The sequence below is a fragment of the Amycolatopsis sp. NPDC059021 genome (assembly GCF_042739895.1).
GTDB lineage: Bacteria > Actinomycetota > Actinomycetes > Mycobacteriales > Pseudonocardiaceae > Amycolatopsis.
This window is the reverse complement of record NZ_JBHYIQ010000018.1, coordinates 1-12,440: the sequence shown is the minus strand read 5'-3', so window position 1 is coordinate 12,440 and position 12,440 is coordinate 1. Positions and strand designations below refer to the sequence as shown.

At 70.6% G+C, this 12,440-nt stretch carries 15 protein-coding genes; 10 read left to right on the top strand and 5 right to left on the bottom strand.

Translation table 11 applies throughout. The features are described 5' to 3' along the window. Positions 1-8 precede the first annotated feature (8 nt). The 9 genes from ACFWX1_RS13590 to ACFWX1_RS13550 all read left to right on the top strand — a co-directional run bounded on the left by ACFWX1_RS13590 (position 9) and on the right by ACFWX1_RS13550 (position 8,201). Positions 9-647, top strand: coding sequence for a type VII secretion system-associated protein (locus ACFWX1_RS13590; protein ID WP_378387022.1), 639 nt, complete (start codon positions 9-11; stop codon positions 645-647). Further along, positions 647-1,129 (top strand): hypothetical protein, encoded by a 483-nt coding sequence (locus ACFWX1_RS13585; protein ID WP_378387020.1) that lies wholly within the window; start codon positions 647-649, stop codon positions 1,127-1,129. Before ACFWX1_RS13590 ends, ACFWX1_RS13585 begins: the two co-directional genes overlap by 1 nt. 74 nt (positions 1,130-1,203) lie before the next feature. After that, positions 1,204-1,845, top strand: coding sequence for a type VII secretion system-associated protein (locus ACFWX1_RS13580; protein WP_378387018.1), 642 nt, complete (start codon positions 1,204-1,206; stop codon positions 1,843-1,845). Further along, complete coding sequence (locus tag ACFWX1_RS13575; RefSeq protein ID WP_378387016.1) at positions 1,842-3,227, top strand: YrhB domain-containing protein; 1,386 nt, start codon at positions 1,842-1,844, stop codon at positions 3,225-3,227. Before ACFWX1_RS13580 ends, ACFWX1_RS13575 begins: the two co-directional genes overlap by 4 nt. Positions 3,228-3,359: 132 nt before the next feature. Next, positions 3,360-5,147: a hypothetical protein gene (locus tag ACFWX1_RS13570; protein ID WP_378387014.1), complete on the top strand. Its 1,788-nt coding sequence runs from the start codon at positions 3,360-3,362 to the stop codon at positions 5,145-5,147. Beyond that, positions 5,131-5,652, top strand: coding sequence for a type VII secretion system-associated protein (locus tag ACFWX1_RS13565; protein ID WP_378387013.1), 522 nt, complete (start codon positions 5,131-5,133; stop codon positions 5,650-5,652). The genes ACFWX1_RS13570 and ACFWX1_RS13565 overlap by 17 nt, the downstream gene beginning before the upstream one ends. 91 nt (positions 5,653-5,743) lie before the next feature. After that, positions 5,744-6,199, top strand: a complete 456-nt coding sequence (locus ACFWX1_RS13560) for a hypothetical protein (protein ID WP_378387011.1) — start codon at positions 5,744-5,746, stop codon at positions 6,197-6,199. Between the two features lie 25 nt (positions 6,200-6,224). Beyond that, a complete protein-coding gene (locus ACFWX1_RS13555) occupies positions 6,225-7,307 on the top strand; it encodes a hypothetical protein (protein ID WP_378387009.1) in 1,083 nt (360 codons plus the stop codon). 9 nt (positions 7,308-7,316) lie between these two features. After that, positions 7,317-8,201, top strand: a complete 885-nt coding sequence (locus tag ACFWX1_RS13550) for an NAD-dependent protein deacetylase (RefSeq protein ID WP_378387007.1) — start codon at positions 7,317-7,319, stop codon at positions 8,199-8,201. A gap of 31 nt (positions 8,202-8,232) precedes the next feature. Here the strand turns inward: ACFWX1_RS13550 and ACFWX1_RS13545 are convergent, their stop codons facing one another. The 5 genes from ACFWX1_RS13545 to ACFWX1_RS13525 all read right to left on the bottom strand — a co-directional run bounded on the left by ACFWX1_RS13545 (position 8,233) and on the right by ACFWX1_RS13525 (position 11,473). After that, entirely contained in the window at positions 8,233-8,652 is a 420-nt protein-coding gene (locus ACFWX1_RS13545; RefSeq protein ID WP_378387005.1) for a cold-shock protein, read from the bottom strand. Positions 8,653-8,799: 147 nt separating this feature from the next. Continuing rightward, entirely contained in the window at positions 8,800-8,946 is a 147-nt protein-coding gene (locus ACFWX1_RS13540) for a hypothetical protein (protein WP_378387003.1), read from the bottom strand. A gap of 222 nt (positions 8,947-9,168) precedes the next feature. After that, positions 9,169-10,287, bottom strand: a complete 1,119-nt coding sequence (locus tag ACFWX1_RS13535; RefSeq protein ID WP_378387001.1) for a sensor histidine kinase — start codon at positions 10,285-10,287, stop codon at positions 9,169-9,171. Then, on the bottom strand, positions 10,284-10,940 hold the full coding sequence (locus tag ACFWX1_RS13530) for a response regulator transcription factor (protein ID WP_378386999.1): 657 nt from the start codon (positions 10,938-10,940) through the stop codon (positions 10,284-10,286). Before ACFWX1_RS13530 ends, ACFWX1_RS13535 begins: the two co-directional genes overlap by 4 nt. 122 nt (positions 10,941-11,062) lie before the next feature. After that, positions 11,063-11,473 (bottom strand): hypothetical protein, encoded by a 411-nt coding sequence (locus ACFWX1_RS13525; protein ID WP_378386997.1) that lies wholly within the window; start codon positions 11,471-11,473, stop codon positions 11,063-11,065. Between the two features lie 275 nt (positions 11,474-11,748). Between ACFWX1_RS13525 and ACFWX1_RS13520 the strand changes: the two genes are divergently transcribed. Next, positions 11,749-12,111 carry a hypothetical protein gene (locus ACFWX1_RS13520; protein ID WP_378386995.1) on the top strand — a complete coding sequence of 121 codons (363 nt, stop codon included), beginning with the start codon at positions 11,749-11,751 and terminating at the stop codon, positions 12,109-12,111. Positions 12,112-12,440: the final 329 nt, after the last annotated feature.

The window sequence follows — 12,440 nt, the reverse complement described above, 5'->3', positions numbered from 1 at the left end:
TGGACACGATGACGGACACGACCGAGAACTCCGGCCCCGCGGAGAACTGGTTCCTGCTGATGGACCCGGCGTGGGGTCCCCGGTCGGAGAACGACGCGCCACCGATCGAAGCCGTCGTCGGGCTGTGGCCCGTCGAGGAGGGGAAAGTCGGCAAGTTCCGGGCCAACCCGGAGTACGTGCCCGCGGACCGGAATTCGCCGTCGGACCCGCTGGACGCGGTGCTGCGCCTGGTACTCCAGGGACGTGCCGAGGCCGAGCACATCCAGTTGATGCTGCGCGACTCGTTGTTCGACATCGCGATGAACGGCGACAGTCGTCCGTTGGTCACGAGGTCACCCGACGACATCCCGTGCGTCGTCGTGGCCACCGGGGAACCACACCGGCAGCGGATCAGCTCCCCGGGCTGGCGGCGGATCGGCCTGGACGATCTGGTGGTGCTGCTGGCCGACGGGGTGGACGTGCTGTTCAATCCGGCCGGCCCGGCTGCGGTCCGGCTCACCGGCGACTTCATGCGGGAAACGCTGGGGATGAGCGACGAGCAGGCGGCCGGACTCTACGTCGGCCACCAGGACGCGACCGGTCTGCGCGTGGTGCCGTGGGACGCCGGGGCACCCGCTTCCGGCGAGCGGCCCGCGCCAGGGCGGTGATGTCCCATCCGCCGCGACGACCGACGCCGTCCCGCGAGCAGGCGGGGCGCGCCCGGGATCGGCTCCGCCGTGTCCGGCGCCGGGGCGCCCTCTGGCTGCGCCGCGCACTTCGTGGGCGGGAGCTGATCGGACATCCGCCCTACGCGGCGCACAACGATGACGGCGTGGTCTTCTTCGACGGGCGCGCGGATATCCGCTTTTCGCGGCGCGGCTCGTCGCGGTGGATTTTCGGGCACTCATCGTGGACGGATTCCCCTTGGGCGGCCAGTTCTTTCGCGCTCTGGCTGTGGCCGGACGCGGTCGCCTACTACCTCGAGCAGTACGGCCTGGTACTGCGGCTTTCGCCCGAGCAGCTGGCGGACGCGTGGAACCCCCTGCCACCGGAGGCGTGGCGGGAACTGCGCATGGTCGGCCGGCGGCTCGATTCGACGGGAAAGCAGGGGGACCGCTTGCCCGGGAGTTCCCTCGCCGAGTCCCCTTAGGGGCAATTCCGGCCTGGTGGACGTGTTCCCGGCCGATACTGGCAGTTGATCGCCCGCCGGATTCCAGGAGCATCATGACCGCGCAGACCGGGACCGAACCGGAGCAGGACAGCGGCCGCTGGTACCTGCTGATGGACCCGCACTGGACTCCGGAGGAAGCGGACGAGGCGCCGCCGATCGAGGCGGTCGCCGGGGCGTGGCCGGTCGAAGAGGACGACGAGGTCGGCCTCTTCCAGCCCAATCCCGACTACCAGCCGACCGACGAGACGTTGCCGACCGACCCGGTCGACGCGCTGCTGCGTGATCTGGCCGAGGGGAACGGCGAACCGGAACACGTGCGGGCGCTGCTGCGGCAGAGCCTGGTCTTCCAGGCGATGAACGGGGACGGGCGGCCGTTGGTGATGCCCGCTCCCGATGACACGCTCTGCGTGGTGCTGGCCACGGCGGCGCCGCACGCGGAGCGGGTCCCCGCGCCGGTGTGGCGTCGCGTCGATTACGCCGGGTTCGTCGAAGAGCTGGTAGACGGTGTCGACGTGCTGGTCAACCCGGAGGGGCCCGCGGCGGTGCGGCTGACCGGAACCTTCGTCCGCGAAGGTCAGGAAGCCGACGAAGCGTTCCTTGCCGAGTACGCGCCTTCCGACAAGGACAGCCAGCTTTACGTCATGCCCTGGAAGGCGGGCGAGGCCGGGCCGGACTCGGACGCGGAACGGCCGTGAGCGACGAAGAGCGGCGCGCCCGCGAATGGCTGCACCACACCTACGGCGACCGGGTCGTGCTGAGCGACGTCGAACCGGTCTTCTCCGGCGACCGGGCGGTGTTCTTCTCCTGTCGCTATCACGACAATCCCGAACCGATGCTCGCCGCCACGCTCTGCGTGCCGCGCGACGGCTCGGACCCGTTTCCCACAGCCAACGGTGACCCGCTCGACGAGGACTTCAACCTCAGCGGCGAGCAGGACGCCGCGCGATGGCGGTTGAACGCCCGCAACTGTGTCGTGGCGGCCGACGCGGTACTGAACGGTCACGCGGCCAGCGCGTTGCCGTGGCAGCCGGACGACGAAGAGCCGGGGTGGTGGGAGCGGATGCTCGCCGCGCACTTTCCCGGCGCCGAAACCACCACCTGCACCGAGTGGGAGCAGGCGGCGAAGACGATCGGTGAGGGCGGCCCTGGTACCCGCGGCATCGTGTGGCTGCGGCGTCAGCTCGATGGTCACGACCTGACCGGACATCTGCTCTTCGCGGAATACGGCGACGAGGGCGTGGTCTTCCTCGACGCGCAGCGCGGTGTCTACGCCGATATCGACGACCCCACAGCCGACGAACTCCTCGTCGCGCGATTCACCGGCGCAACCCGGGACGAGGCGCCGTCCGTCGCGATGCCCTGGGACATGGCCGCCGAGGATTTTCCCGCCGCGGTGCGGAAAGCCGAGCACTGGCTCGCGGGCACTTACGCCGACGCGGTCCAGCTGGCCGGCCCGGCCCCGGAGGACGAGCTCAGCCGCGGCTGGCTGTTCGCGATCACCACCGAGCGGTTCACCGAAACCGGCGACTGGCGTGATCAGATGCTGGACGCGGCCCTGGTGGTGCCGAAGGCCCCCGGCCAGGCTCCGTTCGGGCTGCCGAACCGGGATCCCTGGGGCTGGCTGGACGACTGGGAGGCCGGGGTACCCGGCCTGTCCGGCCCGCCCCCGCCCGGCGAAGCCGCGTGGTTCGCGCCCGCCATGGCACAGCTGGGCGAGGCCGAAGAGATCCAGGCCCACGCGAACTGGGTGGACGCGCTGGAGTGGATGTCCGGCTTCCCCTCCGGGACGCGGGTCCTGATCTGGGTACGCCGCAAGGACGATCGGGGCCGCGAGACCGTCGGTCATCTGCTGTGGGCCGTTCCTGACGACGAGGGAGTCCGGCTCGTCGACCCGATGGCCGACGACGGCGAACCGCTCATCGACCCCGACCCGTTCGAGCTGCGGATGATCCGGATCGCCGCGTCGACGCCGCCGACAGCCGAATCCGAGCCGTCCCCGGGCACTGCCAGGGCTGGTGCGCCGGCCACTTCGCCGTCCGCGCCCGAGGGCGGGTTCTGGCAGGACGACGCCTTCTAGGCCCCTTCATCGCCTCGGAGCATCTTCGGGCACTCATCGTGGACAGAAGGTCCTCCGCGGTCGGTTCTCCCGCTTCGGGGATCTAGCGTCGTCGGCAGGACGGCCAGGTTGCGCGACCCGAAGGGAGATCCGATGCCCTTGCTGACCCGGCTCCGCCGGTCCGCGCGTGCCGGGAAGAACGGCGCCGTGAGCGAAATCGGCGACGTCGTCGTGGTGCACGCGGGTGACGGTGGCACAGACGAGGCGCGCACGCTGGCCGCGTCGTTGGCGGCCGACCCCGAACATCAGGTGGTGGTCGCGGATCTGCCGCCCGAGTCCCCGGTCGAGCTGTGGGAGTCGTTCGCGGCGGCGCTGCCCCGGGACAAGCGACCTCTCCGCCTGATACCCGGGCGGCAGCCCCTCGAGATCGGCGCGGCGGTCGCGCCCTGGCTCACGGCACGGCTCGGCCGTCCGGTACTGGCCCCGTACGGCCGGGTGCACCAGGGAGCCGCGGGCGCGTTGTTCGTGCATTCCGGGCCGCGGACGGGATGGGGCTGGTTCCGGCCCCGGCAGTCCCCGGCCTGGGCGGCGAAGCGCTTTCCCAGCCCTGCTTGGGAATCACCCGTGCTGGCGGAGGTGGCGAAGGCGGGCGCGAAGGCGGTGGCCGAGCCGCTGCCCGCCGGGATGTGGATTCATCCGGCCGGCGCGGACGAGAAGTTCGCCCGCGAGCGCCTCCGGTTGGCCGCCACCCTGCCCTGCCAGCCGGGTACGCCGGTGATCGTGCTGGGCAGCAACGACGTCCCCGGCCTGGAACTGGGGGACGTCGCGGCGTTCTGGCGGACCCTGCCGCCCGAGGTGCGCGGGAGCGTCTGGTTCGTGCTCCTCGGGGGGATCGCGGTGCCCGAGGGCAGCGCGGCCGGCCTGGCGCTGGCGAACGCGATCGGCGCGGAAGCGTTGTGCTACAACGGGTTTCCGGTCGGATCGCCGGACACGCCGGAGGTGGTCACGACGCGGCCGGACGGCGGGCAGGGGTGGTCCCCCTTCGGCCGGGGTTTCGCGTACCGGCCGGGCGACGCCCGGCCTCGGTTGCGTGCTCATCGCGCACCGGCGGAAGATCTGCACGAGATCGTGCCGGGTGTCTACCGGTCCACGCCGGACGTGGTGGTCGAGATCGTCCAGGCCGGGCTGTGGGTCCGGTCGCTGGAAGGCACCGGGGAGGACACCGGCGGCGCTGCGCGGTCGGTCCCGGTGGACCCGGCATGCGCGCTGGTGCTGTACGAAGCGACCGACCCGGCGAAGTCCGGACGGTTGCGGGCGGCCGCCGAAGAGCTGGTCAAGGGGCTCGATCCGGCGGTGCGGCCGACGACGCGGGTGCTTCCCATCGGGACACCGGTGGGTGGCCAGGGAGAACCGACGGCCCGGTTGCCCACGGCGTCGCCGCTGGAGGACGAGCTGGGCGAGCGGACGACCCGGTTGACCACGACACCGCCGAAGGGGGAGCAGACCGCGCGGCTGGCGGCCCCACCGGTGGACGGACAGAGCGAGTCGACGGCCCGGGTGGCGCCAGTCGCGGCGCGGCCGGGGAACGGGCAGGAAGAACTCACGACGCGGATGGCGGTGCGGGCGGTGCCCTCGGCGCGGCCGGAGGACAAGCCGGACGCGCTGACGACCCGGCTGCCGACGCAGACGGTGCAGCCGAAAGACACCCAGCCGGAGAACGCGGCACCGCCGGAAGAAAAGCCGGAACAGCCGGTGGCATCGGCGGAACCGGAGGACGGCGAACTCGCGGACACCGCGTTGCCGTTCCTGTCCCGGATGATGGAGACCGTGGTCATGCCCGTACCGGCGTCGCTGCGGGCCGCCGAGCCGGGTGCGCCAAGCCCGGCCCCGTCCCGTCTGTCGGCCCGGCTGGAAGGACACACCGATGAGCGAGGCCACTGAACAGAACCAGGTTGTGGCTCTGGTCGATCCCGAGTGGACGGTTACCGAAGAGGTTCCCGAACCGCCGATCGAGTCGGTTGTCGGGGTCTGGCCGTTGCTGCCGGACGGAGATCGTGGCCTGTTCCTGCCGAATCCGGCCTACCGTCCGTCCACACCGGACTCGCCACTCGACCCGGTGGACGCGGTGCTCGGCCTGATCTCCCGTGGCGAAGCCGATGCCGAGCTGTTGCCCGACCTGTTGCGGGGCGCCGTACTCGCTGTCGCGGTGGACGAAGAGGGCGTCGCCATCGTGCGTCCGGCGCCCGACGGCGTTCCCTCGGCGCTGGTGACGACCTCTTTCGGTCACCGCGACCGCGTAACGGCCACGGACTGGCTGCCGATGACGCTGCCGGACCTGGCCGAAGCGCTCCCGCCGCACGGGGTCGACGTCCTGCTCAACCCGGGGGCGCCGACCTCCATGCGCCTGCTCGCCGACGCCGTCCGCGCCGCCGCGGCCGAGGAGTAGCTGAAGGCCACCGTTAAGGGATCGGTATCGGCGCGTTGGGAACGCGTGAAGACAGTGGCCCTCGCCGCCCGGTTTTCGTTGACTGGTAAGCGTGGCTCCTGTTTCCGCACTCGACGGACCGACCGGTGGTTATCGCAACGCGCCTACCTCCGCTCCCGGCATCGACCCCTTCCCGGCAACCACCAATCCACAGTGGACAGCGCCGCCGGGCGGAGTCATTTCGCTGGACCAAAGGGAGCTGGCGGGCGCGGTGGCCAAGTTCCACGAGGCCGCGGCGGCGGCATCCCGGGCCGCGAGCGGCGCACCACGCACCGGTGACGGAACGGCGTACGGCGTCGCCCCCTGGGGATCGGATCCGTTGGGAGCGGCCTTCGGCGGACGCTATGCCGACCCCGCCCAGCACCTGCCCACCGCGTTGGAAGCGCTTTCGAAGCTGCTCGACGGGGTGGCCGATCAACTGGCCCGCACGGGGCGCGTCTTCGACGATACCGACAAGCACGCCGCGGGAGACGTCCGGAAGATCGTGAGGACCGATGCCCGCGACTGAGGTTCCAGCAGACGTTCAGCACCTGTTGGAGGTCCTGATCGGAAACGATTGGCCGGAAGGCGATCCGGACGATCTCCGGAAGATCGCCGCCCAATGGCGCGTCACCGCGAAACAGGTCGAGACCGTCCAGGACCTGGTCCGCGAGGCCGCGCACCGCGTCGATCGTGCGCTGGAAGGCCAGACACAGCAAGCCTTTCAGGCCTTCATCGCGCCGTTCATCGCCCCGGACGGTCACCTCGACATGCTCCGGAAGGGATGTCTGGGGCTGGCGGACGCCGCGGACGAGATGGCCGTGCAGATCGAACTGCTGCGTATCATCATCATTCAGCTCCTGGTCCTGCTCGTCATCCAGATCGCCGCGGAGATCGCCGCCGCGCCGTTCACCTTTGGCGCGTCACTAGCGAGCATTCCCGGCGAGATGGCCGCGACCAGGGCAATCGCCGTCGTCGTGATCCGCCGGGCCGTCATCGGGCTCGTCAGTCACCTGGCCGCGTCCCTGCTCGAACAGGTCGGTGTGGTCTTCCTCGCCCAGTTCATCCTCATCTGCCAGCACAAACTCTCCGGATTCCGCGGCGACATGTTCAAGACCGCCGCAGTCAACGCCGTCGTCGGTGGCGCTGTCGGCCTCGGCGCGGGCGCGGCGGGCAACTTCGCCAAGAACGCGGCCGCGAAATCGCTGCGTGAGCGTGTACCGGCGGCACGTCACCTCGACGGCACGCCACCGACGAACTGGAAGGACGCGGGAAAGCACTTCGCGCTCAACGCGCCCGTCGACGTCGGCTTGGGCGCGGCGACCGGTGTCGCCGAGGCAGTCGCACAGGACGCGGCCACCGGCTCCTCGGGCGACGAGATCTACGGGGCCGAGAACGGCGCCTTCACCGGCGCGCGCGACGCCGCGCACAATGCCTTCAACCCGCACAGCAAGTTCTCCACGAATCCCGCGTACTACCTGGACAAGTCGCTCAACGAGCGCTGGGACAAGCCCAAGACCCCGCCACCGGCCGACCAGGGGCCGCCGCGGCTCCCGGAGGTCCGTCGTGAGGATTGGGACGCCTGGACCAAGAGCACGATCGACGCGCTGGACGGAAATTCTCAGCACCGGCGTTAAACTGCCCGGGTGCGGACCCGACCCACGCTGAGCTGGACGCCCACCGGCGAGCCGTTGCCACGCACGGCCGAGCTGGGCGCCGTCGCCGACCTGCTCCGGTGCGGCGACGTGCTGGTGCTCAGCGGCGCCGGGCTGAGCACGGAATCGGGCATCCCCGACTACCGGGGCGTGGCGGGCAGCCTGCGCAAGCACACCCCGATGACCTACGCCGAGTTCGCCGGCAGCGTCGAGGGTCGCCGTCGCTATTGGGCACGCAGCCATCTCGGCTGGCGCACGATCGCCCGCGCCCGGCCCAACAGCGGCCACCACGCGGTGGCCCGGCTGCGCGCGCTGGGGCACGTGTCCGGGGTGATCACCCAGAACGTGGACGGCCTGCATCAGGCCGCGGGGACCCCCGGCGTGGTGGACCTGCACGGCAGCCTGGACCGGGTGATCTGCCTGTCCTGCGGGCGGCTCGGCCCCCGGGAGGAACTGGACCGGCGGCTGCGCGCGGTGAACCCGGGGTTCCGGGCCGCGGCGGCCGCGATCAACCCGGACGGCGACGTGGACCTGCCCGAGCACGAGGTCGCCGGGTTCACCGTGGTGGACTGCGCCGACTGCGGTGGCGTGCTCAAACCCGACGTCGTGTTCTTCGGCGAGAACGTGCCGAAGCCGCGGGTCGAGCGGTGTTACCGGATGGTGCGGGACTGCTCGGCGCTCCTGGTGCTGGGCTCGTCCCTGACCGTCATGTCCGGCCTGCGCTTCGTCCGCCGGGCAGCCGCGGCGGGCGTCCCGGTCGCGATCGTCAACCAGGGCGTGACGCGGGGCGACGAGTACGCGGCCGTGCGTGTCGACCGGCCGCTGGGCGGCGCGCTGACCGAGCTGCTGGACACGGTCGAAGGAATCGCGTCTTAGGCCGAGTGCTCGTCGCCTCGCGGGTGGTGGGTCAGTCTTCGACCCAGCCGTGTTTGCGGGCGACAGCCACTACGCGCTGCCGTACCGCGACGAGCTGTGCGCCGGTCAGTGCCGGCGCCGCTTCGAGCAGTGCTTCGATCAGCTCCGACTCCAGCTCGGCCAAGGACAACACGTCACACAGTTCGTCCTCGTTCTCGGCCCGCGCGGGCACGGGCTGGTGCGCCGGTGCTGTCTGCGTCCGCTGAGGCTGGTCGAGCAACCGCACCTGTGATGCCTTGAGACCCCGCTCGCCCACTTCGGGAACGAACTCGACCTGCACGCCCATGCTGAGCAACTGCTTGTCGAAATGGAGGTCGTTCACATGGAGAAACACATCTTCGCCACCGTTGTCGGGTGAAACGAACCCATAACCGCGAACATCGTCGAACTTGATAACCGTACCCGTAGCCACGTGAATCCCACATCCCACATCGTCAGTACCCGCGGTGCCAACCAGTCACCACGACACCGCGGTCCGCGCCGAGGATACACCGCTGTCGTACGCGGCCGGGCCCGAGCCGTGCGTAGTCCGCAATGGACAGAGGCAGGGCGGGAACGCTCAGCCCGCCTTCCTGGCCCACTCGGACAGGGGCGGGGCCGGCTCGCGCGCGGCTCGTGCCTCCGCGGCCAGCATCGCGTCCTGTTCCTGGGTGATCCGCGCCATGACATCCTCGATGTCGACGAAGTCGTCGGAAATATCGTTCATCGGGTGCACCTCCTTTGGGCTGGACCTGACTGGAACCAGTCAACCGCTCGCGTGGCACCGATCACCATGGTTGTGCCCGTTCGGCTACGGCCCCTGCACCTTCCGCTGGCGGGAAAGGACTGAGGGGCAAGCCTGTTGCCCGGTGTGCCCCTGGTCGGCAGCGTCGTGAATGGCACGTTGGAGACGTTCAATGTCGTCAATGTCCCCTTCACGACACCGCGTTCACGCTGCCGGCAGGCTGACGCGGACCACCAGACCGCCTTCGGTGCGAGGCTGGGCGGCGACGCAGCCGCCGTGCGCCTCGGCGATCGCTCGTACGACCGAGAGGCCGAGGCCGCTGCCCGGTGGCGGATCCGCCCGGTCGAAGCACGATCGCCGGAAGGGCTCGAACAGTTCGTCGCCGTCGGTGACACGGATGTGCGGGCCGGTGTTGGCGATTTCGAGGACGCAGGTCGTCGCCGACCCGGCGGTGTGCACGGACACCCAGCCACCGGGTCCATTGTGGATGAATGCGTTGTCGACGAGGTTGCGGACCAGCTGCTCCAGCAGGACGGCGTCGCCGCGGACCTTGGTCTCGGCGAGTTCCGGCCGGAGCGTCAGGTGTTCACCACCGCGGGCGAGCCGTTCCCCCAGGATGTCGTCGGCGAGCCCGGCCAGATCGACGATGTCGTTCTTCCGCACGGTTTCCGCGTTCTGGGCCAGCGCGAGCAGACCCGCGAGCACGCGCTCCTGACGGTCCAGTCCCGCGAGCACCTTGCGGCCCAGCGCGACGGTCTCGGCGGCGGTGTCCGGCCGAGCGATCGCCACCTCGGTGACCGCGCGCTGGGCCGCGACGGGTGTCTTCAGCTCGTGCGCGGCGTTCGCGATGAACCTGCGCTGGCCCGCGAACGAGCGTTCCAGCCGTGCCAGCATATGGTCGAAGGCGTCGGCGAGTTCCTTGATCTCGTCGTGCGGGCCGGGCAGCCGGATGCGCGTCCCCAGTTCCTGGTCGGCCGCGCGCTGGGCGGCGGCGGTGATGGACCGGACGGGGCGCAGCGCGCGCCGCGCCGTGAACCACCCGAGGACGGCCGCCAGCGCCATGACGGCTCCCAACGCGATGGCGCCGTTCTGGAACAGCGAGGAATAGGTGACGGTGCCCAGATCCGGAATCGGCTCCGGGGGCGTCACCGGAACCGGTCTCACCTCCCCGGTGAGCGGGTCACTGGGCAGCAAGCCCGCGGTTCCCGCCGGCCGCGCCGGGTGCGACAGCAGCATGATCAGGCCGAGCAGCACGGCCCCGGTGATCGCGGACAGCGCCGTGTACGCGACCGTGAGCCTGATCCGCAGCGGCCAGCGTTTCACGGGATCCGGTACCCGACACCGGAAACGGTTTCGATGACCGAGGGCTCGCCCAGTTTGCGCCGGAGCGAGGTCATCGTCACGCGGACGACGTTGGTGAACGGATTGATGTGCTCGTCCCACGCCGTTTCCAGCAGATCCTCGGCCGAGACGACCGCGCCGTCCGCGCGGAGCAGTTCCTCGAGCACGATGAACTCCTTCTTGGTCAAGGAGATCAGGCGATCACCGCGGACCACCCGATGCCGGGCCGGGTCAAGGCCGACGCCCGCTCGCTCCAGCACCGGGGGCACCGCGGGCCTGCTGCGCCGTCCCAGCGAACGCACCCTTGCGACGAGTTCGGTGAAGGCGAACGGCTTCGGCAGATAGTCGTCCGCGCCGAGTTCGAGCCCGGAAACCCGGTCCGCGACCACGGACGCGGCGGTGAGCAGCAGGATCCGGGTCGCCGGGCGATCGGCGGCGAGCGTGCGGCAGACCTCGTCGCCGTGCACCACTGGCAGCCCTCGGTCGAGGACCACGACGTCGTAGGCGGTACCGCAGCACCGTTCGAGCGCGGCGGCACCGTCGTAGACGACGTCGACGGCGAGGGCGTTGTCCCGCAATCCCTCGCCGATCGCGTCCGCCATCATTTTCTCGTCCTCGGCGACCAATACGCGCATGATTCCTCGGTACCGGGTGCGCACGCACCGGGCAAGCGGCAGGGACTTACGCACAAGGAACCGGGGACTTTCGACACGGAAAAGGCCCCGCGGACATCCACGGGGCCTTTTCCGTCAATCGATCAGAGCACCGGAAAGAGTGCCGTGCGGTGCTCGACAGTGCCGAGGGCCAGGACCGTCCCGCCCTTGCTCGGCCGGACCTTCCCCGTCGCGACATGGAAGTCCGTGGGCGCGCCGGCGGGCGTCTGCGGCGCGACGAAGCCGCGAACCTCGATGTCCTCGATGGCGGTGCTGTCGCCGAGGTCGAGGGAGGTGCAGGTGCCGGGCTTCACGAGAACGGTCGCGGCATGCCGGGCAGGGAGCACCGCGTAGGCGTCGTAGCTTCCCTTCGCGCACACGGTGAGCGGCTTGTGGGTGTCCTGCGGCGCGGCGGACGCCGTCCCGGCGAAAGCGAGTGCGGCGCCCGAGGCGAGGGCGGCGGTGGCGGCCATCGTCGCGGCGACGTGCTTGAAGGTGAATCGGTTCTTCGTCATCGGAGATCTCCCGTGTTCGCGGTTTCCGGGCGTTTCCCGGTCCCGGCCGAGTCTGCCGAAGAGGATGATCGCTGACCGCTAGGCGGCGGCTTATCTTTTCCTTATGAGCACGGCTGCTCTGCGAGCCTTCGTCCACAGAGGACTCATGGTGACAGCGTCGTCCGGTTACAGCCTCTCACGTCGACTATTGACTCTCCGCCGGTGGTGTTATAGCTTATAACCATAGCAACGACCGCTAACTGCGGTCGGATCGTTCCGGACCCGAGGAGAAGACGATGACCATCACCGCCCCGCGAGCCGACCGTGCCGCCGCCTCCGTCTCACTGCCCGTCCTCGTCGCCGCCTGGACCGCCCCGGTCATGGTGGCCGGGCAGTTCGCCTTCCTTTCCGGTGTTCCCATCGCCGTGGTGCTGATCGCCGCGCTGCGCAACCGCCGCGCGCCCGCGACACGCTGGTGGGCCGGAGGCCTCGCCGCGGTCTACGCCGTCCTGATGACGCTGTGGCTGACCGGGCCGAGCGATGCCCCGAGCCTGTCGAAGTACCTGAGCCCCGTCGTCACCGCGTCCTTCGCCGCGGCGGGCGCCGTGGTCGCCGTCGCGCACCATGTGCTGCGCAGGCGTTCGTCCGCGCGCGGCTGACCGGCGAGGGGCTTTCGGGTGCCGTTCGTTGCCCCTTCCGCCATTTCGACTGGCTCCCTGTGACCGCACGTGTTACTGATGATCAAGGTGTCGGCGAGGCCACAGTCGGCCGGACCGTCCGAAGCGGACTGTCCACTGGGGAAGGGAAAGCGGCTGATGACCGTCCGAGGAGCGTCCCTGGTCTTCGTGGCCGGTGCGGCCGCCGCTGCCCTGGTCACCGCGCCGGGGGGGGCGGGCCCCCCCCCCCCCCCCCCCCCCGGGGGGGGGGGGGGGCCCCCCCCGCCACCCCCCCCCGCGGCCCCGGGGGGCCCCCGCGCGCGGCGCCCCCC

What these genes read in the sequence shown, in the direction of transcription:
- ACFWX1_RS13540 (WP_378387003.1), bottom strand. Translation starts at nt 8,946, where the DNA reads ATGAACGATATTTCCGACGACTTCGTCGACATCGAGGATGTCATGGCG.
- ACFWX1_RS13580 (WP_378387018.1), top strand. Translation starts at nt 1,204, where the DNA reads ATGACCGCGCAGACCGGGACCGAACCGGAGCAGGACAGCGGCCGCTGG.
- ACFWX1_RS13525 (WP_378386997.1), bottom strand. Translation starts at nt 11,473, where the DNA reads ATGACGAAGAACCGATTCACCTTCAAGCACGTCGCCGCGACGATGGCC.
- ACFWX1_RS13590 (WP_378387022.1), top strand. Translation starts at nt 9, where the DNA reads ATGACGGACACGACCGAGAACTCCGGCCCCGCGGAGAACTGGTTCCTG.
- ACFWX1_RS13530 (WP_378386999.1), bottom strand. Translation starts at nt 10,940, where the DNA reads ATGCGCGTATTGGTCGCCGAGGACGAGAAAATGATGGCGGACGCGATC.
- ACFWX1_RS13570 (WP_378387014.1), top strand. Translation starts at nt 3,360, where the DNA reads ATGCCCTTGCTGACCCGGCTCCGCCGGTCCGCGCGTGCCGGGAAGAAC.
- ACFWX1_RS13520 (WP_378386995.1), top strand. Translation starts at nt 11,749, where the DNA reads ATGACCATCACCGCCCCGCGAGCCGACCGTGCCGCCGCCTCCGTCTCA.
- ACFWX1_RS13565 (WP_378387013.1), top strand. Translation starts at nt 5,131, where the DNA reads ATGAGCGAGGCCACTGAACAGAACCAGGTTGTGGCTCTGGTCGATCCC.
- ACFWX1_RS13585 (WP_378387020.1), top strand. Translation starts at nt 647, where the DNA reads ATGTCCCATCCGCCGCGACGACCGACGCCGTCCCGCGAGCAGGCGGGG.